The organism is Streptomyces sp. NPDC093546, from assembly GCF_044765045.1.
Classification (GTDB): Bacteria; Actinomycetota; Actinomycetes; order Streptomycetales; family Streptomycetaceae; genus Streptomyces.
The window spans coordinates 540,036-560,918 of record NZ_JBIWJG010000003.1; the positions used below are offsets into that span (position 1 = coordinate 540,036).

Consider the following 20,883-nt stretch of genomic DNA (forward strand, 5'->3'; position numbering starts at 1 on the left):
CCCTCGGTATTGACCGTGAAACGGCTGCTTGCGGGATGCTGTCGATAACGTTCGTTCACCTCCCCGGGATATACCCACGGGGGACGCATGTGGAGGCAGTGATGGGTGTGACCGGTCCGATCCGCGTGGTGGTGGCCAAGCCGGGTCTCGACGGCCACGATCGCGGGGCCAAGGTGATCGCGCGGGCCCTGCGTGACGCCGGTATGGAGGTCATCTACACCGGCCTGCACCAGACGCCGGAGCAGATCGTGGACACCGCGATCCAGGAGGACGCGGACGCGATCGGCCTCTCGATCCTCTCGGGCGCGCACAACACGCTGTTCGCGAAGGTGCTCGAGCTGCTGAAGGAGCGGGACGCGGAGGACATCAAGGTCTTCGGCGGCGGCATCATCCCGGAGGCGGACATCGCGCCGCTGAAGGAGAAGGGCGTGGCGGAGATCTTCACGCCGGGTGCGACGACGGCGTCGATCGTCGACTGGGTCAACGCCAACGTCCGCGTAGCCGCGTAGCCGCGTAGGCGGGTCGGCCACCGTCCACCCCGGCCCGCATGGCACCCACCGGGGGATGCGCGCACGGGCGGTGGATCGGTCCCGGCCCCCGCCCCGCGCCCACCGGCACAAGCCACGGCCGGCCCCGTGCCCCCAGCTACGGCGTGAGCTCCGTCCGCATCGTCGCGCGGAGCCGGAGCGTCGACACCAGCCGTTGGAACGCCTCCGACCAGTAGCCGCCCGCGCCGGGGGACGCGTCCTCCGCTTCGTCGGGCACGGCGGTGAGGACCTCGAGGCGGGCCGCCTCGGCAGGGTCGAGGCAGCGTTCCGCGAGGCCCATCACGCCGCTGAAGCTCCACGGGTAGCTTCCGGCGTCGCGGGCGATGTCGAGGGCGTCGACCACCGCGCGGCCCAGCGGCTCCGCCCAGGGCACGGCGCAGACGCCGAGCAGCTGGAACGCCTCCGACAGGCCGTGCGCGGCGATGAAGTCGGCGACCCACCGGGCCCGTTCGTCCGCGGGCAGGGCGGACAGCAGCTTGGACCGTTCGGCCAGCGAGGCCGGCGGCGTCGCGGGCGGCCCGAGCAGGGCGCGCGACCATGCCGCGTCCCGCTGCCGGACCGCCGCCCGGCACCACGCGGCGTGCAGCTCGTCGCACCAGTCGTCGGCGACGGGCAGCGCGACGATCTCCTCGGGCGTGCGCCCGCCGAGCCGTGCGGCCCATGCGGAGAGCGGCGTGGCCTCGACCAGCTGGCCGAGCCACCAGGACCGCTCGCCCCGCCCGGCGGGCGGGTTCGGCAGGACGCCGTCGCGCTGCATGCCGGCGTCGCACTCGTGCGGTGCCTCGACCGAGATCACGGCGGTGTCGCCGGTCCGGTCGAGGCTGACGCACGACGCCGCCCGCGCGGCCATGCGCCCGGCCAGCGCCGAGTGCGGCAGCGCGGACAGCAGCTCGGCGGCTGTCGCGCGGACGTTGCGGCTGCGGTCGGAGAGCGCCTCTTCCAGGAAAGGCTCGTCGGCGTCGGAGAGGCCGGTGCGCAGGGAGTCGAGGAACATGAGCCGGTCCTCGGCCCGTTCGGTCGGCCAGGTGGAGCGCAGCAGCTCGAGCGCGGCGCCCGGCTCGTGGGCCCGTACGGCCGCCAGCAGGGCGACGCGCTCGGCGAAGAGGCCCTCCTCCCACAGACTCCGTACCGCCTGGGCGTCGTCGGGCGCGGGCAGCGCGGCCACCCCCGAGGCGCCGCGCAGGGCGAACCGCCACTCCGGGTTGAACCGGGCGAGCCACAGGCCGCGCGGCCCGGCGAAGGTGAGGGCCTGGGGCCGCAGGTCGGTGCGGGCACGGGCGGCGTCCAGCAGGGCGGGGAGCGCGGAGGCGGGCGCCCGGTATCCGTGCTCGTTCGCGGTCGCGAGCCACTGGGGCAGGAGCTCGGTGAGGTCGGGTGCCGCGCCGCGCCGGCCGCCGCCCTGGGAGGGCCCGGATCGGTCGGCGAGCAGCTGGGTGAGCCGGCGGCGGGCCGCTTCGGGGACGGGCGGCCGTGGATCGTGCGGCGCCGGTTCGGGCGGGGCGGCGGCGGGCGCGGGCAGCAGACCGGCTCTGCGCCGCACGGTGTGCAGGGCGGCGGCGTCCAGGAGCGCGACCGGCGCGTCCTTCGCGGGAGCGCCGCCGGGCGGCATGACGTCGGCACCGGGCGGCCGCCGCTCGGTGCCCAGAAGTGCCGAGGTGACGAGGTCTTCCCAGGCTGGGGTGGTGGTCATGGCGTCGTCCTCCGTAGGCCGGCGTCAGGTGAGCGGAACGGTCTCGGGCGGAACGGTCTCGGGCGGAACGGTCCCGGGTGGGACGGTCCCGGGCGTCTCCGCCGACCAGGCGGCGAGCGGGGTGAAGCCCCGGTGCCCGCACTCGCCGAAGACGGTGACGGGGCCGCCGCCGGAGAGGGCGACCAGCCGCCACAGGCCCGCGCGGCCGAGCGCGGCGGGGGAGACCGGCAGTGCGGCCGCGCCGTCGGCCGCGGCCAGTTGCCAGGTGCCGTCCTGTGACGGCACGGGTATGACGTCGGTGAGCGTCACCGGCCAGGCGTCCAGCCACGGATCCTCCCGCAGGGCGCGTCCGTACGCGGCGAGCGCGTCCGTGACCGTGCCGCCGGGCGGCGGCCCTCCGGCGGGGACCGGGGGCGAGAACTGCGGGCCGAGCTCGGCCCGCAGCTGCCCGGCGCCCGCGTGCGGCGTGACTTCGGCGTCGATGACCACGCCCACGGGCAGCGCGAGCTGCGGTGCCCGTCCCGCGGCGCCGAAGGAGAGGAGCAGGGCCGTGCGCCCGCTGTCCCGCCCGTGCAGCCAGATGCGGCGCGTGGTGAGCTTGCCGTCCGTGGTGTCGTACTGGGCGAGGACCGTCCAGTGGTCGCGTACGGCCGGGCCGTCGGCGGGGGCGGTGAGCCCGACGCGGGTGCGTACGGTCGCGGCGAGGGGCTCGGGCAGCCGGTCGATGCCGAGCCACGCCTGGTCGAGGAGGTGCGTCAGCGCGCACTCCTCCAGCAGCCGCACCGGCCAGCCCGGGCCCGAGCCCGGTATCGCGCCCAGCTCCCTGACGCGGCCGGCCAGTCCGGGGGCCTGCGCGTCGACCATGCGGGCGGCCGTCTCCTCCCACAGCCCGTACCCCGCCTGGTCGGTGGAGGCGAGCCCGCCGCGCAGCAGATCGGCGAGCCGCTGCTCCAACTCCCGCGCGCCCGCGGTGATCCGGGCCGACCGGCGTGCGGCGCGGCGCCGCGCCGCCTCGGGGTCGGCGGACTTCGGGGTTTGGGCGCCGGCCGCGTCCCCTCCTTCGCGGCCGGCGGCCCGCTCCCGGCGCCCGGCGAGCCACTGCTCGGCCCACTCGGGCGCGGTCTCGGCGTGGGGCACGGCGTGCTCGTCCGACGCCCAGAGCACCAGCAGCCCCAGCGCGTGCTTGCACGGGAACTTCCGGCTCGGACAACTGCACTTGTACGCCGGGCCGGTGGTGTCCACGATCGTCTGGTACGGCTTGCTCCCGCTGCCCTTGCACAGGCCCCAGACGGCCCCCGCGCCGCCGGCGCCCGCGTCGGACCACGGTCCGGCCGTGCCGAGTTTGCTTCCCGCCTTGCGTGAGGCGTCGTCAGGAGCCAGTGCCAGCACCTGTTCCGCCGTCCAGCGCACCCCCTGCTGATTCATGTCCCCGACGGTATGCCCCACCACTGACAATCGGCCCTGACCTGCGCGGACGACCGATTGTCAGTGGCATGGTGCACGGTGGACACCACACCCGGTCGCAACGATCTGGAGGGGGATCCATGACCGTGCCCGAAACCACCGAAGCCACCGCGCCCACCGGCGCCGAGGCCGCCGCGCCCACCGCCGCGGAGCCTCTGCGGCCGCACGCCGAGGACGCTTTCGCGGACGAGCTCACGGCGCTCGCGGCGGTCGACGACCGGCCCCGGCCCGCCCGCTGGCGCCTCTCGCCGTGGGCCGTCGCCACCTATCTCCTCGGCGGCACCCTCCCCGACGGCACCGTCATCACACCGAAGTACGTCGGCCCGCGCCGCATCGTCGAGGTCGCCGTCACCACGCTCGCCACCGACCGCGCCCTGCTCCTGCTCGGCGTGCCCGGCACCGCCAAGACCTGGGTCTCGGAGCACCTCGCCGCGGCGGTCAGCGGCGACTCCACGCTGCTCGTGCAGGGCACGGCGGGCACACCCGAGGAAGCCATCCGGTACGGGTGGAACTACGCGCAGCTGCTGGCCCACGGCCCCAGCCGGGACGCGCTGGTGCCCAGCCCCGTCATGCGGGCCATGGCCGAGGGCATGACGGCCCGGGTGGAGGAGCTCACCCGCATCCCGGCCGATGTGCAGGACACGCTCATCACCATCCTGTCCGAGAAGACGCTCCCCATCCCGGAGCTGGGCCAGGAGGTCCAGGCGGTACGGGGATTCAACCTGATCGCCACCGCCAACGACCGCGACCGCGGCGTCAACGACCTGTCCAGCGCCCTGCGCCGCCGCTTCAACACCGTCGTCCTGCCGCTGCCCGCGACACCGGACGCCGAGGTCGACATCGTGTCGCGGCGCGTGGACCAGATAGGGCGCTCGCTCGACCTGCCCGCCACGCCGGAGGGGATCGACGAGATCCGCCGGGTCGTCACCGTCTTCCGCGAGCTGCGCGACGGCGTCACCACCGACGGCCGCACCAAGCTCAAGTCCCCGTCGGGGACGCTTTCGACGGCCGAGGCGATCTCCGTCGTCACCGGCGGCCTCGCGCTCGCCGCGCACTTCGGCGACGGCGTGCTCCGCCCCGCCGACGTGGCCGCGGGCGTCCTCGGCGCGGTCGTCCGCGACCCGGCGGCCGACCGCGTCGTCTGGCAGGAGTATCTGGAGACGGTCGTCCGCGAACGGGACGGCTGGAAGGACTTCTACCGCGCCTGCAGGGAGGTCTCGGCATGACGGCGACGGTGACGGCGACGGTGCGCGCGGCCGCCACGAAGCCGCTGCTGCTCGGCGTGCGGCACCACGGCCCGGGATCCGCCCGCGCGGTCAGGGCCGCCCTGGACGCCGCGAAGCCCCCGGCCGTCCTGATCGAGGGGCCGCCCGAGGGCGACGCGCTGCTCCCGCTCGCCGCCGACGAGCGGATGCGCCCGCCCGTCGCCCTGCTCGCGCACGCGGTGGACGACCCGGCCCGGGCCGCCTTCTGGCCGCTGGCGGAGTTCTCACCGGAATGGGTCGCCCTCCGCTGGGCGCTCGAGCACGGCGTGCCCGTCCGCTTCATCGACCTGCCGGCCACCCACTCGCTGGCCATGGCGACGGACCCCACCTGGGGCGACGGGGACGAGGAGGAGGCCGACGGCGTACGTGTCGACCCGCTCGCCGTGCTCGCCGAGACCGCCGGGTACGACGACCCGGAGCGCTGGTGGGAGGACGTCGTCGAGCACCGTGGCCCCCGCGGCCCGGTCGCGGCCCGCCACGGCCCCCCGGGCGGCGACGACGGAGGTGCCGACCCCGTCGCCGTCTTCGACGGTCTCGCGGAGGCCATGTCCGCGCTGCGCGAGGCGTACGGACACGGCGGCCACCGCCGCGACCTGATCCGCGAGGCCTACATGCGGCTCCAGCTGCGCGCCGAGCGCAAGACGTACGGCGACGGCGTGGCCGTCGTGTGCGGCGCCTGGCACGTGCCGGCGCTCGCGGCGAAGAGCACCGTCACCGCCGACCGCGCCCTCCTCAAGGGCCTGCCCAAGGTCAAGGCAGAGATCACCTGGGTCCCGTGGACCCACCGCCGCCTCGCCCGGCACACCGGTTACGGCGCGGGCATCGACTCTCCCGGCTGGTACGGGCACCTGTTCGGCGCGCCCGACCGGCCCGTCGAGCGCTGGCTGACCAAGATCGCCGGGCTGCTGCGCGAGGAGGACCGGATGGTGTCCTCCGCCCATGTCATCGAGGCCGTACGGCTCGCCGGGACGCTCGCCGCCATGCGGGGCCGCCCGCTCGCCGGGCTCACCGAGACGATGGACGCCGTACGAGCGGTGATGTGCGACGGGTCCGACGTGCCGCTGGACCTCATCAGGGACCGCCTGATCGTCGGTGACGTGCTCGGCGAGGTGCCGGACAGCGCGCCCGCCGTCCCGCTGCAACGGGACCTGACCCGGCTTCAGCGCAGCCTGCGCCTCAAACCGGAGGCGCTGGAGCGCGAGCTCGACCTCGACCTGCGCAAGGAGACGGACGCGGAGCGCAGCCGGCTGCTGCACCGGCTGCGGCTGCTCGGCGTCGACTGGGGCGAACAGGCCGGCGGGCGCGGCTCCACCGGCACCTTCCGGGAGAGCTGGCGGCTGCGCTGGCAGCCGGAGCTGCACGTGCGTGTGGCGGAGGCCGGCGTGTGGGGCACCACGGTGCTCGCCGCCGCCACCGCCAAGGCCGAGTCGCTGGCGGTGTCGGCCACCGTGCTGGCCGAGGTCACCGCGCTCGCCGAGCGGTGCCTGCTGGCCGGGCTGCCCGACGCGCTGCCCGTGGTGATGAAGGCGCTCGCCGACCGGGCCGCGCTCGACGCGGACGTCGGCCACCTCGCCCAGGCGCTGCCCGCGCTGGCCCGCTCCCTGCGGTACGGCGACGTGCGGGCCACGGACACGGCCGCGCTCGGCGAGGTCGCCACCGGCCTCGCGCTGCGCGTCTGCGTCGGCCTGCCGCCCGCCTGCGCGGGGCTCGACGCGGACGGCGCCGCCGAGATGCGCGGCCACCTCGACGGCGTCCACACCGCGATCCGGCTCCTGCCGGAGGCCGAGGAGGTCTTCGCCCGCTGGGGCACCGTCCTGCGCGGGCTCGCCGACCGGGACACCGTGCCCGGAGTGATACGCGGGCGGGCCGCGCGGCTGCTGCTGGACGACGGGCGGCTCGCCGAGGAAGAGGCGGCCCGGCTGATGGGCCTCGCCCTCTCGCCCGGCACGCCACCGGCCGAGGCGGCCGCCTGGATCGAGGGGTTCGTCGGCGGCGGCCCCGGAGCCGGTTCCTCCGGCGGCGGCATGCTCCTCGTCCACGACGAGCGGCTGCTGGGCCTGGTCGACGCCTGGCTGACCGGAGTCCCGGCGGAGGCGTTCACCGATGTGCTGCCGCTGCTGCGGCGCACGTTCGGGGCGTACGAACCGGGTGTGCGGCGCACGCTCGGCGAGCTGGTGCGGCGCGGCCCGGCGGCGCCCGGCACAGCGGCGGCGGGCACCGCCGCCGAGCCCGGCGCGCCGGGCTTCGGCCCGGGCCTGGACGAGGAGCGCGCCGACGCCGTGACGGGGCTGGTGCGGCTGCTGCTCGGCGAGCCCGGAGAGAACGAACGGAACGACCTGGTGGGGGCGGGACGATGAACGACCGTGACGACGAGCGGCTGCGGCGCTGGCGGCTGGTGCTCGGCGGGGGAGCGGCCGACGGGACCGGCCGCGCGCTCGCCGGGACCGACGCCGCGATGGACGGCGCCCTGGCCGCCCTCTACGGCGAGAGCGGCGGCCGGGGCAGGACCGGGCGGGACCGTTCGGCGGGGCTCGGCGCGTCGGCGCCGTCGGTCGCGCGCTGGCTCGGCGACATCCGGACGTACTTCCCGAGCTCCGTCGTCCAGGTCATGCAGCGCGACGCCATCGACCGCCTCGGTCTGTCGACGCTGCTGCTGGAGCCGGAGATGCTCGAGGCGGTCGAGGCCGACGTCCACCTCGTCGGCACGCTCCTCTCGCTCAACAAGGCGATGCCCGAGACGACGAAGGAGACGGCCCGCGCCGTCGTCCGCAAGGTCGTCGAGGACCTGGAGAAGCGGCTCGCCACCCGTACCCGCGCCACGCTCACCGGCGCGCTCGACCGCAGTGCGCGCGTCAGCCGCCCCCGCCACCGGGACATCGACTGGGACCGGACGATCCGGGCGAACCTCAAGAACTACCTCCCCGAGCACCGCACCGTGGTGCCCGAGCGGCTCATCGGCTACGGACGCGCCTCCCAGTCCGTCAAGAAGGACGTCGTCCTGTGCATCGACCAGTCCGGGTCGATGGCGGCGTCCGTCGTCTACGCCTCGGTCTTCGGCGCGGTGCTGGCCTCCATGCGCTCCCTCGCCACCCGGCTCGTCGTCTTCGACACCGCCGTCGTCGACCTCACCGACCAGCTCGACGACCCGGTCGACGTCCTCTTCGGCACCCAGCTCGGCGGCGGCACGGACATCAACAGGGCGCTGGCGTACTGCCAGTCGCGGATCACCCGCCCCGCCGACACCGTCGTCGTCCTCATCAGCGACCTCTACGAAGGCGGCATCCGCGACGAGATGCTCAAGCGGGTGGCCGCCATGAAGGCGTCCGGCGTGCAGTTCGTGGCGCTGCTCGCGCTCTCCGACGAAGGGACCCCGGCGTACGACCGCGAGCACGCGGCGGCGCTCGCCGCGCTCGGCGCCCCGGCGTTCGCCTGCACCCCGGACCTCTTCCCCGAGGTGATGGCCGCCGCGATCGAGAAGCGCCCCCTGCCCATACCGGACATGGCGACTCATCAGTAACACCGGACTTGCGTAACCCCCCGAGGCTCGTGCAAGCATCAGCGCGCCGTATGCGGAGTCCGAACCTCGACTTCCGCCGCCCTGGAAGGACTCCGAACGCCGTGACCGCCGCAGCAGCCGTGCCGGTTGCCGCCCTGCGCCTGGTGCGCGGAGCGGCCCGGCGGCACGCGCCGCTGCGCCGCGCGCTCGGCTCATGGACGGTGAAGGCCGCGCTGTTCCTCGGCGGTCTGCTCGCGCTCGGCCTCCTCTGCGCCGGCCAGGCGTACGCGGCGGAGCCCACGGCGGGGACGGTGGGCGTGGCGGTCTCCGGCGAGCGGCTCCGCGCCGCGGCGCCCGAGACCACCGCGCCCGAGACCACGGCACTCGAGACCACCGTGCGCGAGACCGTCGGTCAGGTCGCCGCGCCGGCCGCAGCCGTGGTGCCCGCCGCCGAGCGGGTCGTCGGCCGGGCCGTCACCACCGCCACCGAGACCGTGCGGGACCCGGGCCCGGGCCTCACCGGAGCGCTTCCGGCACCCGATCAGGGCCCCTCGGCGCCCGGCCTGCCGGCGCTCCCGCCGGCCCCCGAGCTGCCGCAGGCTCCGGCCCCGGTCGGGGCCGCGCGCGCCGACGCCGCAAGCCCCGCCGCCGCGACCGGGTCCGCCGCGACCGGCGCCTCCGTCCGTACCCACGGCGAGGACCACCGGGCCGCCACGGCGGGCAGCTCCGCCGCCGCCACCACCGCCACCACCGCGCTTCCCGCGCCGCCGGCCCCGGCCCAGGCCCAGGTATCGGCCCCGGTCCCGGTCCCGGCCCAGGCCCCGGCTCCCGAGCCGTGCCACGGCGGCGCGTGCTTCCACACCTCCGGTGTGGGCGCTGGTGACAGCGGCTCGCCGCGCGGCGGCGACCAGCACGCCGTGGCGTCGGTGGCGCTCCCGTACCCCGGGCCCGTACGCGGCGCAGGGCTGCCGGCGACCGTCGCGCCGACCCAGGACCGGCCGCACGACGTCCTCGAATTCCCCGGCTAGGGCAGACCGTCCCCCGTCAGGACGCCCGGACCTGCCGCGCGGGGGCGGGACAGGTCTGCCCGCCGTCACCCATCGGTGACGCCACACACGGAATTCGAAGGAACCGACGCACCCCATGAACAAGAACATCCGCCGTTCCATAGCCGTCGCCGCCACCGCCACCGGCATGTGGGCCATCGGCACCGCGGCCGCCAGCGCCGCCGAGGTGAACGTCACCGTGCCGCTGTCCACCCCGGACAAGGTCGTCGACGCGGTCGCGGACACCGCACAGGACACCGCCCAGGACACGGCCCAGGCCACCGTCCAGGACGTCACGCGGGACGCCACGACCGATGTGAACACCGTCGCCGCCACCGCCGCGCCCGCCGTCCAGAGTGTCCAGGGCGTCCAGGCCACCGCCGCCACGGCCGTCGACTCCACCGTCGACTCCACCGTCGACACCGCCACGGGCGAGATCGACTACCTCTTCGGCCCCCTCGCCTCCTTCGCCCACGAGGTCCACGGCGACCCGGTCGGCACCGCGACCCCGATCCTCGACGGCGTCGCCCAGGACGTCCTGCCGCCCATCGCCGACCGCGCCGTCGACGGAGCCGTCCCGGTCGCGGGCCAGGCCGTCGGTGACGCCGGCTCCCTCGCCCAGGGCGCCGTCTCCGGCGTGCAGCCCTTCGCGGGCGGCGTCGCCGCGGACGTCCAGCCGCTGGCGTACGGCGTGACGGGTGAGGTCCAGCCGTTCGCGTACGGGGTCACGGGCGCCGTGCAGCCGTTCGTCCAGGCGGTCGTCGACACCGTCGCCGACCACGTCCAGCCGGTCGTCGACGGCGTCGGCGGCAGCACCACCGGTCTGGCGTACGGCGTGACGGGCGAGGTCCAGCCGTTCGCGGGCGGCGTCAGCGGCGACGCGCAGACGTTCGGGCAGGCCGTCGTCTCGCACGTCACCGCCGACGTCCAGCCGCTCTCCGCCAACGCCGTCACCGGCGTCCAGTCCACCGTCCAGTCGGTCACCCCGGACTACCTCCCCTACGGCGGCTGATCCGGTCGTACCGACCCGGTACGAAATCCGTAGCTACGGGCGGTCTCACAACACGTGGGGCCGCCCGTTTGAGGTCTGTGCCTGTGACAGGTATCACCGCGCGGGTGTGAGCTGTGATTTAGGGACCCAGCTCCTACGGGGATAACCTGCGAGACGGACATGCCGCGTCCACGGACACCGTGTACGCCTCCCTTGTGACAGCGCAGTCACGTTGCCCTCCGCCCGGTCCGGGCGCGCGGCACGCCCACGCAGAAAACGAACCGCGATCACCAGAAAAGGGACGGACGCGCGTGGACCTGTTCGAGTACCAGGCGAGGGACCTCTTCGCCAAGCACGGTGTACCGGTGCTGGCCGGTGAAGTCATCGACACGCCTGAGGCGGCGCGCGAGGCGACCGAGCGACTGGGCGGCCGTTCGGTCGTCAAGGCGCAGGTGAAGGTCGGCGGCCGCGGCAAGGCCGGCGGCGTCAAGCTGGCTGCCAGCCCCGACGAGGCCGTCGCCCGCGCGACGGACATTCTCGGCATGGACATCAAGGGCCACACGGTCCACAAGGTGATGATCGCCGAGACGGCACCCGAGATCGCCGAGGAGTACTACGTCTCGTACCTCCTCGACCGCACCAACCGCACCTTCCTCGCCATGGCCTCCGTCGAGGGCGGCATGGACATCGAGGAGGTCGCGGCCACCAAGCCCGAGGCCCTGGCGAAGATCCCGGTCGACGCCAACGAGGGCGTCACCGAGGCCAAGGCCCGCGAGATCGTCGAGGCCGCGAAGTTCCCGGCCGAGGTCAAGGACCAGGTCGCCGAGATCCTCGTGACCCTGTGGAAGACCTTCGTCGCCGAGGACGCCCTCCTCGTCGAGGTCAACCCGCTGGCCAAGGTCGCCGACGGCCGGGTCATCGCCCTCGACGGCAAGGTGTCCCTGGACGCCAACGCCGACTTCCGCCACCCCGAGCACGCCGAGCTCGAGGACAAGGCCGCAGCCAACCCGCTCGAGGCTGCCGCCAAGGCCAAGGGCCTCAACTACGTCAAGCTGGACGGCGAGGTCGGCATCATCGGCAACGGCGCCGGCCTGGTCATGTCGACGCTCGACGTCGTCGCGTACGCCGGTGAGGCGCACGGTGGCGTCAAGCCGGCCAACTTCCTCGACATCGGCGGCGGCGCGTCCGCCCAGGTGATGGCGAACGGCCTGGAGATCATCCTCGGCGACCCGGACGTCAAGTCCGTCTTCGTCAACGTCTTCGGCGGCATCACCGCCTGCGACGAGGTCGCCAACGGCATCGTCCAGGCGCTGCAGCTGCTCGCCGACAAGGGCGAGGAAGTCACCAAGCCGCTGGTCGTGCGCCTCGACGGCAACAACGCGGAGCTGGGTCGCAAGATCCTGTCGGACGCCAACCACCCGCTGGTGCAGCGCGTGGACACCATGGACGGCGCGGCCGACAAGGCCGCCGAGCTCGCGGCTGCGAAGTAAAAGGGACGAGGTCACAGACACACCATGGCTATCTTCCTCACCAAGGACAGCAAGGTCATCGTCCAGGGCATGACCGGCGCCACGGGCATGAAGCACACCAAGCTCATGCTCGGTGACGGCACCAACATCGTCGGTGGCGTGAACCCGCGCAAGGCGGGCACGACGGTCGACTTCGACGGCACCGAGGTGCCCGTCTTCGGCTCGGTCGCCGAGGCGATGGAGAAGACCGGGGCCGACGTCTCCGTCCTCTTCGTGCCGCCGGCCTTCGCGAAGTCCGCCGTCGTCGAGGCCATCGACGCCGAGATCCCGCTGGCCGTCGTCATCACCGAGGGCATCGCGGTCCACGACTCCGCCGCCTTCTACGCGTACGCCGTCGAGAAGGGCAACAAGACCCGGATCATCGGCCCGAACTGCCCCGGCCTCATCACGCCGGGCCAGTCCAACGCGGGCATCATCCCCGGCGACATCACCAAGCCCGGCAAGATCGGTCTGGTGTCCAAGTCCGGCACGCTGACGTACCAGATGATGTACGAGCTGCGCGACATCGGCTTCACGTCGTGCGTCGGCATCGGTGGCGACCCGGTCATCGGCACCACCCACATCGACGCGCTCGCGGCCTTCGAGGCCGACCCCGAGACCGAGCTGATCGTGATGATCGGTGAGATCGGTGGCGACGCGGAGGAGCGGGCGGCCGACTTCATCGCCAAGAACGTCACCAAGCCGGTCGTCGGCTACGTCGCGGGCTTCACCGCCCCCGAGGGCAAGACGATGGGCCACGCCGGTGCGATCGTGTCCGGTTCGTCCGGCACCGCGCAGGCGAAGAAGGAGGCCCTCGAGGCCGCGGGCGTCCAGGTCGGCAAGACGCCGACCGAGACGGCCAAGCTGGCGCGCGCCATCCTCGCCGGCTGAACCACCAGCTGAAACCGCACTGCCGCACAGCGGATGGGCCCGCTCCCGGATCTTCCGGGGGCGGGCCCATCCGCGTCTCAGCGGGTGTCCGGCACGAGGCGCGGCGGGCCGCCGAACGGCTGGGCACGCAGCGCGTCGCGCAGCTCCTCGTCCTCCGGCGTCAGCCGCTGCGGCCCGCTCAGCACCGGTACGCCGCTGACCGCCTCGCCCGGCGCGAGCGGGGGCTCGTACGCGGTCGGCGCCGTGGCCAGCGTGAACGCGGTCGCACCGACGATGAGCGTGGTCAGCCCGATCGCCGCCCGCGTCCAGAGCCGGGCGCGGCGTTCGCTGCCCGTGCGTACGGTGCGGGGGGCCGCCAGCACCATCGTCGGGCCCTTGGCCAGCAGCTCCGCGAGGCGTTCGTGGAGGGCGGCCGGGTCCGTCAGCTCGGGGAGCCGCTCGGCGACGGCGGCGCGTGCGCCGAGGATGCGGTGCGCGGCGGCCGGGGTGCTCGCCTCCAGTTCGGCGGCGGTCTCGGGCAGGTCGATGCCGAGGCCGTCGTAGAGCAGCAGGGCGCGGCGGTACGGCGGCGGCAGGTCGAGCACCGCGCCGCGCAGCGTCCGCGCCGCGCGGTCGGTGGTCGGCGGGTCGGGGTGCCGGTGGGAGCGGCGCAGCCGGTGCCAGGGGGAGAGGGCGTACGCGTGCGCCGCCGCGCGCACCCAGCCCGCGGGGTCCGGGTCGACGGCGACCACCGGCCAGCGCTCCCAGGCGTGGTGGAAGGCGTACTCGACGGCCTCACGCGCCAGCCGGCGCCGCCCGGTGAGCAGGTACGCCTGCTGAAGGATGACGGGGGCGGCGCAGGCGTACAGCGCGTCGAAGGCGTCGGAGGCCGTGGCGGGCGCCTCGTCGGCCTCCTCCGCATCTTCAGCCTCGGATGCCCCCGACTCGTCGTCAGCCTCGTCAGCCTCTTGTGCCTCCACCGCCTCGGGCGCGGCTTCCTTCGCGGTTTCCTCCGAAAGCTCCGGCTCCCGCGGCTGCTCCTGCGCCTCCTGTGCCTCCTGCCAGTCCTCCGGCTCCGGCTCCGGCTTCCGCGCGTGTGACGCGTCCGGCGCCGTGGCGCTCTGCGGGCGTCGGCGCTCGGCGCGCGGCGCCTGCTTGGAGGTGCGCGGCCGGGTCTGGCCCTTCGCGGCGGTCGCGGACTTGTTGGCGGGCTTCGCCGCCGCCGTGGCGGCCTCGTGCGCGCGCAGCAGCTTCACGTACGCCTCGCGCTTGCGCCCGCGCGGGCTGGCGCGGCCCGTCTCCCAGGAGCGTACGGTCGCCGTGGTGACGCCGAGGACCTCGGCGACCTGGCTCTCGCTCATCGATCTCGCCTCGCGCAGTCGTCGCCGCTCCTTGGGGGACGGGAGCGGCGGCGCGGAGCGGGTGGTGGTGCTCTGGGTCATGGGAGGCTCCCCGCGGCGCTGCACGCGACGAAAAAGTACATAACCGTATATTGAGCGACACAGCGGGCAATCTCCCGTTACGCAGAGAAAGCGCGTGTCGTTGGCAGCATGGCGCCGTGACTCGCGCGACGGCCGTGACGGCCATGACCAGGATCACCGTGTGCGGTGTGCGCGGCGCGCTCGCCGCAGGGCTCGGGCTCGGCTCCGTCACCGTCCTGGTGATGGTGATGTGGATCAGCTCGCCCTACCCGGACCGGGGCCCCGGCGGGGCGCTGCACGTCGCCGCCGCGGTGTGGCTGCTGGCCCATGGGACGGAACTGGTGCGGGCGGCCGGACCGCCGCCGGCCGGGGCGCCCGCGCCCGTCGGCGTCGTACCGCTGCTGCTGCTGGCGCTGCCGGCGTGGCTGGCGTACCGCACCACGCGCGACGCGTCGCCCGGCCCGGCGGCGGGCGTGGTCGGCGGGGTGACCGCGGGGTACGCGGTCGTCGGCGCGGCCGCCGTGGCGTACGCGGCCGGCGGCCCGCTGGCCCCGCAGCCGCTCAGCGCGGCGCTGCACCTGCCGCCGCTCGTCGCGCTCGCGGCGGCGGCCGGGGTGTGGACGGCGAACGGCCGCCCGGCCGGGCCGCTGCCGCGCCGGCTCCCCCGGTGGCTGCGGGTGGAGCTGGCGCGCTCCCGCACGGGCGTCGCTACGCGTACCGCGGCGGCCGGCCTGGTGGCGCTGGTGGGCGGCGGAGCGCTCGTGGTGGCGGTGTCGCTGGTGTGGCACCTGGGGGCCGTGCGGGACGGGTTCGTGGGCCTCTCCGACACCTGGGCCGGGCGGACGGGGGTGCTGGTGCTGGCCCTCGCGCTGCTGCCGAACGCGGCGGTGTGGGGCGCGGCGTACGCGCTCGGCGCGGGATTCGCCCTCGGTACGGGCGCGGTGGCCACGCCGCTCGCGCTGGCGGGGGACCCGGCGGTGCCGCTCTTCCCGCTGCTCGCGGCGGTACCGGGGGAGGGGCGCGGTACCTGGCCGCACTGGGCGGCGGCGGGGGTCCCGGTGGTGGCGGGGCTGGTGGTCGCCTGGTTCGCGGGGCGCGCGGAGGAGCTGCGCCGCGCACGGGAGACGGTGCTGGCGGCCTGTGCGGCGGCGGTGCTGTGCGGTGCGGGCGCGGCGGCCCTGGGCGCGGCGGCGGGCGGGCCGCTGGGAGTGGGGCGGCTGGCGGAGTTCGGGCCCGTGGGGTGGCGCGTGGGCGCGGCGGCGCTGGCGTGGACGGCGGCCCTCGGCGTCCCGGGCGCGCTCGTCGTACGGGCCTGGCGCCTGCGGGGCACCGCCGCACTCCCGGTGCCTCTCCCGGCCCCGGCTCAGGCTCCCGTGCCCGCTGTGGTCCCCGTGCCGGGGCCTTCCGAGCAGGAGCGGACCGACGCCGACGAGGACTCCTTCGAGCCGTACGGGGTGCTCCCGGCGGCCTGGGAGACGTCCGGCGAAACCGACGCCCACGCCCCGGACGCCGACGAGGCGGCCCCGGAGGAGGACACCCCCAACCCCCGGGACGCCCCCGACCCCGCGGCCGCTGCCGAGGGCCCGCCGACAGGCGAAGACCCGCCGACCGGCCCCTGAGCGCTCGCTACTCCTGTACGCCGAAGACGTCGCGCAGCGGCGTCGGCAGCAGTTCGTTGCAGGAGAGCTGACCGGTCTTCGTCAGGGCGTCGTCCACGCAGGTGTAGTAGTCGCGGTAGACCAGCTGGACCGTGAAGGTCGCCGCCACGATCGCCAGGGCCAGCGTCGCCGTCACCAGGCCGCTGAGCGCGGCGGTGCGCTGCGGGCGGGCCCCGGGGCGCGCGCCTGCGGGGCCGGCCGGGGCTCCCGGAGCCGCCGGAGCGGCGGCAGCCGCCGGGGCGGGGGCACCCTCGGAGGCGGCGGCGGAGGCGGCGGCCGGCGAGGCCGCGGGCTTGGCGCGCAGGGAGCTGACGCCCCAGTAGAGGGCGAGGGCGCCGAGCAGCAGGGCGATCTCCGGGAAGTCGAAGAGCGCGAAGAAGAACGCCCACATGCCCGACAGGAGCGCGTAGCGGGCGCGCCGCTGGGCCGGGTCCGTCGGGTCCCAGCGCAGCGCCGGGCCCTGCTGGTCACCGCCGGGCTTGCCGGGGCCACCGCCCTGCTGCTCGCCGTTCGGGCGGCTGCCGAAGCCGCCGGAGGAGCGGCCCGGCTGCCGCGGGCTCCACTGGCTGCCCCAGGCGGGCCGCTCGGACTGGTCCCCCGGGTCCTCGTCGCCGTTGTCGGGGCGGCGCGGCTGCCACGGCTGGTCCGGCCGGCCCTCGGGCGGCGGCGCGAACGGATTGTTCTCGTCCCCGGACGTCGACGCGGGCGTGGACGCGGGCGTGGACGTGGACTCCGTGGACGGGCGGCGGCGGTCCGGCATGTGGTGAACGTCTTCCCCTCAGGCCCCGTGTGCGCGAAGGGCCTTGTGTTGTCGTGTCCGTCCGTTCGGGACGGCTCCCTCCCAGACGCTACCCCCCGGCTCCGCCCCCGTCCCGTGGGGGCGGCTCGGTGTGCCGGTATCGTTGCTGACGGTCGGCTCGTTCGTAGAGTTCCCCGTGTCGAGGGGCGCGATTCTTTCGTACGACCACACAAACAAGGAGTTTCCCCCGTGGCTGCCGCCCGCCTCGTCGTCCTTGTCTCCGGGTCGGGGACGAACCTGCAAGCCCTGCTCGACGCCATCGGTGACGACCCCGAGGCGTACGGAGCCGAGATCGTCGCCGTCGGCGCCGACCGCGACGGCATCGCCGGTCTGGAGCGGGCGGAGCGCGCCGGGCTGCCGACCTTCGTGTGCAGGGTCAAGGACCACGCGAGCCGCGCCGACTGGGACCGCGCGCTCACCGAGGCGACCGCCGCGTATGCGCCGGATCTGATCGTCTCGGCCGGGTTCATGAAGATCCTCGGCAAGGAGTTCCTGTCCCGGTTCGGCGGGCGGATCGTCAATACGCACCCGGCCCTGCTGCCCAGTTTTCCCGGTGCCCACGGAGTGCGGGACGCGCTCGCGCACGGCGTGAAGGTCACCGGATGCACCGTCCACTTCGTCGACGACGGCGTCGACACCGGCCCGATCATCGCCCAGGGCGTGGTCGAGGTGCGGGAAGAGGACACGGAGGAGGGCGAAGCCGCCCTCCACGAGCGCATCAAGGAAGTCGAGCGCACGCTGCTCGTCGAGGTCGTGGGGCGTCTGGCCCGGCACGGCTACCGCATTGAGGGACGAAAGGTTCATGTCGGTGAATAAGCCCATCCGTCGCGCGTTGATCAGTGTCTACGACAAGACGGGGCTGGAGGAGCTCGCCCGCGGGCTGCACGAGAACGGCGTCGAGCTGGTCTCCACCGGCTCCACCGCCGCGAAGATCGCCGCCGCCGGGGTCCCGGTCACCAAGGTCGAGGAGCTCACCGGCTTCCCCGAGTGCCTGGACGGCCGCGTCAAGACCCTGCACCCGCGCGTGCACGCCGGAATCCTTGCCGACCTGCGCCTGGACGCGCACCGCGAGCAGCTCGCCGAGCTGGGCGTGGAGCCGTTCGAGCTGGTGGTCGTGAACCTCTACCCGTTCCGCGAGACCGTCGCCTCCGGCGCCACGGCCGACGAGTGCGTGGAGCAGATCGACATCGGCGGCCCCTCCATGGTCCGCGCCGCCGCCAAGAACCACCCCTCCGTCGCCGTCGTCACCTCCCCGGCGCGGTACGGAGACGTCCTCGCCGCCGTGCAGGCGGGCGGCTTCGACCTGGCCGCCCGCAAGCGCCTGGCCGCCGAGGCGTTCCAGCACACCGCCGCGTACGACGTCGCCGTCGCCTCCTGGTTCGCCGACGACTACGCCGCCGCGGACGACAGTGGTTTCCCCGACTTCCTCGGCGCCACGTACACCCGCGAGAACGTCCTGCGCTACGGCGAGAACCCGCACCAGGGCGCCGCGCTGTACGTCGACGGCACCGGCGGCCTCGCCGAGGCGGAGCAGCTGCACGGCAAGGAGATGTCGTACAACAACTACACGGACACCGACGCCGCGCGCCGGGCCGCGTACGACCACACCGAGCCCTGCGTCGCGATCATCAAGCACGCCAACCCGTGCGGCATCGCGATCGGCGCCGACGTCGCCGAGGCGCACCGCAAGGCGCACGCCTGCGACCCGCTGTCGGCCTTCGGCGGCGTGATCGCCGTCAACCGCCCGGTCTCCGTCGCCATGGCCGAGCAGGTCGCCGAGATCTTCACCGAGGTCATCGTCGCGCCCGCCTACGAGGACGGCGCGGTCGAGGTGCTCGCCCGCAAGAAGAACATCCGCGTGCTGCGCGCCCCCGGTGCCCCGTCCGCCCCGGTCGAGGTCAAGCCGATCGACGGCGGCGCGCTGCTCCAGGTCACCGACCGCCTCCAGGCGGACGGCGACGACCCGGCCCAGTGGACCCTCGCCACCGGTGAGGCGCTCTCCGCCGACGAGCTCGCCGAGCTGGCCTTCGCCTGGCGCGCCTGCCGCGCCGTGAAGTCCAACGCGATCCTGCTCGCCAAGGACGGCGCGAGCGTCGGCGTGGGCATGGGCCAGGTCAACCGCGTCGACTCCGCCAAGCTCGCCGTCGAGCGGGCGGGCGAGGAGCGGGCGCGCGGCTCGTACGCCGCGTCGGACGCGTTCTTCCCGTTCCCCGACGGTCTGGAGATCCTCACCGCGGCGGGCGTCAAGGCCGTGGTGCAGCCGGGCGGTTCGGTCCGTGACGAGCTGGTCGTCGAGGCGGCGCAGAAGGCGGGCGTGACGATGTACTTCACCGGCACGCGCCACTTCTTCCACTGACGCGGCAGACGGCTGAAACGGCGAAGGCCGTAACCCGCCCGGAGAGGGGGGTTACGGCCTTCGGCGTGCCGGAAGGGATCAGTACCGCGGGCGGTTGAACCAGGCGGCACCGTCCGCCTTGCCGACGAACACGGCGATCAGGATGGCCAGCACGGTGTGCACCAGGCCGATGAGCACGAACGGGTAGATGCCCAGCACGGCCGTGATGATGCCGAACACCAGCGCGGCGATGCGTATGCCGTTGCCGCCGGAGCCGAACTTGGCGCCCAGCACGATCGCGAAGATGCCCCAGGCGAGGATGAGCACGGTGACGAGCCAGATCGCGCCGACCGACATGTCGGCGAGCTGCTGGAACTGGATGTCGTCCTTGAGCATCGGGTCGTTCTTGGCGGCGGCCATACCGACGGCGCCCAGGCCCGCGAAGATGGCGCCGATGATCTGGAAACCGGCGATGACGAAGAGCATGACGCGGGCGGCCTTGACGCCACCCGGCATCTCCTGCGGCGCACCGGCGTAGCCGCCGCCGTACGCCGGGGCCGGCGGGGCGGCCGGGTAGCCGTAGCCGGGCTGCTGCGGCTGGCCCTGCTGCGGGTAGCCGTAACCCGGCTGCTGGGGCTGGCCCTGCGGCTGGCCGTAGGGGTTGTTCGGGTCGCCGAAACTCATGGCGTGTTTCCTCCGTTGATGGGTGCGGGGACGGCGCGGCCCGCGCGGAGGAACGAACTTTCACATGTATTGAGCGGTTTGGCCCCCCGGCACTGCCCGCGGCACTGCGCGGCTCATCGTGGTCGTACCCTCTCCTTTTTGTCCAGTCGGAATCGCTATGTGTTGTGCAAGTGCAACCTGGCGTTCCACTGGCGTCGGCGAATTGGAACCAGGGCGGGTTCATCCGCGAGGATGGGGCCATGACCGCCCAGATTCTCGATGGCAAGGCCACCGCAGCAGCGATCAAGTCCGACCTGGCCGCCCGCGTGGCGGCCCTGAAGGCCCAGGGCGTCACGCCCGGCCTCGGCACCATCCTGGTCGGCGACGACCCGGGCAGCCAGAAGTACGTCGCGGGCAAGCACCGCGACTGCGCCGAGGTCGGCATCGCCTCCATCCAGCGGGAACTGCCCGCCACCGCCACGCAGGACGAGATCGAGGCGGTCGTACGCGAACTGAACGAGGCCCCGGCCTGCACCGGGTACATCGTGCAGCTGCCGCTCCCCAAGGGCATCGACGAGAACCGCGTCCTGGAGCTCATGGACCCGTCCAAGGACGCGGACGGCCTCCACCCGACGAACCTCGGGCGCCTCGTGCTGAACGAGCCCGCCCCGCTGCCCTGCACCCCGAACGGCATCATCACGCTGCTGCGCGCGCACGGCGTCGAGATCAGCGGCGCGGAGGTCGTCGTCGTCGGCCGCGGCACGACCATCGGCCGCCCGATGCCGCTGCTGCTGACGCGCAAGTCCGAGAACGCGACGGTCACGCAGTGCCACACGGGGACGCGGGACCTCGCCGCGCACCTGCGCCGCGCCGACATCATCGTGGCCGCGGCGGGCGTGCCGCACCTGATCAAGCCCGAGGACGTGAAGCCGGGTGCCGCCGTCCTGGACGTGGGCGTCAGCCGCGACGCGAGCGGCAAGATCGTCGGCGACGTCCACCCCGGTGTCGCCGAGGTGGCCGGATGGCGCGCCCCGAACCCGGGCGGCGTCGGCCCGATGACGCGGGCCCTGCTGCTGGTCAACGTCGTCGAGGCGGCGGAGCGCGCCGCCGCCGCGAGCTGAGCCGGACC

General features: G+C 74.5%; 17 protein-coding genes. 12 read left to right on the top strand and 5 right to left on the bottom strand.

Annotation, left to right across the window (positions count from 1 at the left end; all coding sequences use genetic code 11):
- The first annotated feature begins 101 nt into the window (after positions 1 to 101).
- Positions 102 to 509, top strand: coding sequence for a cobalamin B12-binding domain-containing protein (locus tag ACIRNI_RS08945; protein WP_403549631.1), 408 nt, complete (start codon positions 102 to 104; stop codon positions 507 to 509).
- Positions 510 to 645: 136 nt separating this feature from the next.
- Here the strand turns inward: ACIRNI_RS08945 and ACIRNI_RS08950 are convergent, their stop codons facing one another.
- The gene (locus ACIRNI_RS08950) at positions 646 to 2,238 is read right to left on the bottom strand and encodes a DUF5691 domain-containing protein (protein ID WP_403549633.1); all 1,593 of its coding nucleotides are present in this window, start codon (positions 2,236 to 2,238) and stop codon (positions 646 to 648) included.
- Positions 2,239 to 2,262: 24 nt separating this feature from the next.
- Positions 2,263 to 3,663: an SWIM zinc finger family protein gene (locus tag ACIRNI_RS08955; RefSeq protein WP_403549635.1), complete on the bottom strand. Its 1,401-nt coding sequence runs from the start codon at positions 3,661 to 3,663 to the stop codon at positions 2,263 to 2,265.
- A 119-nt stretch (positions 3,664 to 3,782) separates the two neighbouring features.
- Between ACIRNI_RS08955 and ACIRNI_RS08960 the strand changes: the two genes are divergently transcribed.
- From ACIRNI_RS08960 to sucD, 7 genes are all read left to right on the top strand, one after another.
- A complete protein-coding gene (locus ACIRNI_RS08960) occupies positions 3,783 to 4,928 on the top strand; it encodes an AAA family ATPase (protein ID WP_403549638.1) in 1,146 nt (381 codons plus the stop codon).
- Positions 4,925 to 7,324, top strand: coding sequence for a DUF5682 family protein (locus ACIRNI_RS08965; protein WP_403549640.1), 2,400 nt, complete (start codon positions 4,925 to 4,927; stop codon positions 7,322 to 7,324). The genes ACIRNI_RS08960 and ACIRNI_RS08965 overlap by 4 nt, the downstream gene beginning before the upstream one ends.
- Positions 7,321 to 8,484 (top strand): VWA domain-containing protein, encoded by a 1,164-nt coding sequence (locus tag ACIRNI_RS08970; protein WP_403549642.1) that lies wholly within the window; start codon positions 7,321 to 7,323, stop codon positions 8,482 to 8,484. Before ACIRNI_RS08965 ends, ACIRNI_RS08970 begins: the two co-directional genes overlap by 4 nt.
- A gap of 101 nt (positions 8,485 to 8,585) precedes the next feature.
- Entirely contained in the window at positions 8,586 to 9,491 is a 906-nt protein-coding gene (locus tag ACIRNI_RS08975) for a hypothetical protein (RefSeq protein WP_403549644.1), read from the top strand.
- A gap of 115 nt (positions 9,492 to 9,606) precedes the next feature.
- Positions 9,607 to 10,521: a hypothetical protein gene (locus ACIRNI_RS08980; protein ID WP_403549646.1), complete on the top strand. Its 915-nt coding sequence runs from the start codon at positions 9,607 to 9,609 to the stop codon at positions 10,519 to 10,521.
- 290 nt (positions 10,522 to 10,811) lie between these two features.
- Positions 10,812 to 11,990 carry an ADP-forming succinate--CoA ligase subunit beta gene (gene sucC, locus ACIRNI_RS08985; RefSeq protein ID WP_361421118.1) on the top strand — a complete coding sequence of 393 codons (1,179 nt, stop codon included), beginning with the start codon at positions 10,812 to 10,814 and terminating at the stop codon, positions 11,988 to 11,990.
- A gap of 24 nt (positions 11,991 to 12,014) precedes the next feature.
- A complete protein-coding gene (gene sucD / locus ACIRNI_RS08990) occupies positions 12,015 to 12,899 on the top strand; it encodes a succinate--CoA ligase subunit alpha (protein WP_403549648.1) in 885 nt (294 codons plus the stop codon).
- A 77-nt stretch (positions 12,900 to 12,976) separates the two neighbouring features.
- Here sucD and ACIRNI_RS08995 read toward each other — a convergent pair whose 3' ends face one another.
- Positions 12,977 to 14,320 carry a helix-turn-helix domain-containing protein gene (locus ACIRNI_RS08995; protein ID WP_403549650.1) on the bottom strand — a complete coding sequence of 448 codons (1,344 nt, stop codon included), beginning with the start codon at positions 14,318 to 14,320 and terminating at the stop codon, positions 12,977 to 12,979.
- Between the two features lie 116 nt (positions 14,321 to 14,436).
- On the opposite strand from ACIRNI_RS08995, the gene ACIRNI_RS09000 reads away from it, so the two are divergent.
- Positions 14,437 to 15,918 carry a DUF6350 family protein gene (locus tag ACIRNI_RS09000; protein ID WP_403549652.1) on the top strand — a complete coding sequence of 494 codons (1,482 nt, stop codon included), beginning with the start codon at positions 14,437 to 14,439 and terminating at the stop codon, positions 15,916 to 15,918.
- 7 nt (positions 15,919 to 15,925) lie between these two features.
- Here ACIRNI_RS09000 and ACIRNI_RS09005 read toward each other — a convergent pair whose 3' ends face one another.
- Positions 15,926 to 16,717 carry a hypothetical protein gene (locus ACIRNI_RS09005; protein WP_403549654.1) on the bottom strand — a complete coding sequence of 264 codons (792 nt, stop codon included), beginning with the start codon at positions 16,715 to 16,717 and terminating at the stop codon, positions 15,926 to 15,928.
- Positions 16,718 to 16,945: 228 nt separating this feature from the next.
- Between ACIRNI_RS09005 and purN the strand changes: the two genes are divergently transcribed.
- Positions 16,946 to 17,572 carry a phosphoribosylglycinamide formyltransferase gene (gene purN / locus ACIRNI_RS09010; RefSeq protein WP_403549656.1) on the top strand — a complete coding sequence of 209 codons (627 nt, stop codon included), beginning with the start codon at positions 16,946 to 16,948 and terminating at the stop codon, positions 17,570 to 17,572.
- Positions 17,559 to 19,112 (top strand): bifunctional phosphoribosylaminoimidazolecarboxamide formyltransferase/IMP cyclohydrolase, encoded by a 1,554-nt coding sequence (purH, locus tag ACIRNI_RS09015; protein WP_403549658.1) that lies wholly within the window; start codon positions 17,559 to 17,561, stop codon positions 19,110 to 19,112. Before purN ends, purH begins: the two co-directional genes overlap by 14 nt.
- A gap of 78 nt (positions 19,113 to 19,190) precedes the next feature.
- Here purH and ACIRNI_RS09020 read toward each other — a convergent pair whose 3' ends face one another.
- Positions 19,191 to 19,775 carry a hypothetical protein gene (locus tag ACIRNI_RS09020; RefSeq protein ID WP_403549660.1) on the bottom strand — a complete coding sequence of 195 codons (585 nt, stop codon included), beginning with the start codon at positions 19,773 to 19,775 and terminating at the stop codon, positions 19,191 to 19,193.
- 239 nt (positions 19,776 to 20,014) lie between these two features.
- Here ACIRNI_RS09020 and ACIRNI_RS09025 point away from each other — a divergent pair, with 239 nt between their 5' ends.
- On the top strand, positions 20,015 to 20,875 hold the full coding sequence (locus ACIRNI_RS09025; protein ID WP_403549662.1) for a bifunctional methylenetetrahydrofolate dehydrogenase/methenyltetrahydrofolate cyclohydrolase: 861 nt from the start codon (positions 20,015 to 20,017) through the stop codon (positions 20,873 to 20,875).
- Positions 20,876 to 20,883: the final 8 nt, after the last annotated feature.

Bases quoted from the DNA above. Each gene is read 5' to 3' on its own strand.
- ACIRNI_RS09025 (WP_403549662.1), top strand. From the start codon at position 20,015: ATGACCGCCCAGATTCTCGATGGCAAGGCCACCGCAGCAGCGATCAAG.
- ACIRNI_RS08980 (WP_403549646.1), top strand. From the start codon at position 9,607: ATGAACAAGAACATCCGCCGTTCCATAGCCGTCGCCGCCACCGCCACC.
- ACIRNI_RS09005 (WP_403549654.1), bottom strand. From the start codon at position 16,717: ATGCCGGACCGCCGCCGCCCGTCCACGGAGTCCACGTCCACGCCCGCG.
- ACIRNI_RS08965 (WP_403549640.1), top strand. From the start codon at position 4,925: ATGACGGCGACGGTGACGGCGACGGTGCGCGCGGCCGCCACGAAGCCG.
- ACIRNI_RS08950 (WP_403549633.1), bottom strand. From the start codon at position 2,238: ATGACCACCACCCCAGCCTGGGAAGACCTCGTCACCTCGGCACTTCTG.
- purH (WP_403549658.1), top strand. From the start codon at position 17,559: ATGTCGGTGAATAAGCCCATCCGTCGCGCGTTGATCAGTGTCTACGAC.
- ACIRNI_RS08955 (WP_403549635.1), bottom strand. From the start codon at position 3,663: ATGAATCAGCAGGGGGTGCGCTGGACGGCGGAACAGGTGCTGGCACTG.
- ACIRNI_RS08995 (WP_403549650.1), bottom strand. From the start codon at position 14,320: ATGACCCAGAGCACCACCACCCGCTCCGCGCCGCCGCTCCCGTCCCCC.
- ACIRNI_RS08960 (WP_403549638.1), top strand. From the start codon at position 3,783: ATGACCGTGCCCGAAACCACCGAAGCCACCGCGCCCACCGGCGCCGAG.
- ACIRNI_RS08945 (WP_403549631.1), top strand. From the start codon at position 102: ATGGGTGTGACCGGTCCGATCCGCGTGGTGGTGGCCAAGCCGGGTCTC.
- sucD (WP_403549648.1), top strand. From the start codon at position 12,015: ATGGCTATCTTCCTCACCAAGGACAGCAAGGTCATCGTCCAGGGCATG.
- ACIRNI_RS08970 (WP_403549642.1), top strand. From the start codon at position 7,321: ATGAACGACCGTGACGACGAGCGGCTGCGGCGCTGGCGGCTGGTGCTC.
- ACIRNI_RS09020 (WP_403549660.1), bottom strand. From the start codon at position 19,775: ATGAGTTTCGGCGACCCGAACAACCCCTACGGCCAGCCGCAGGGCCAG.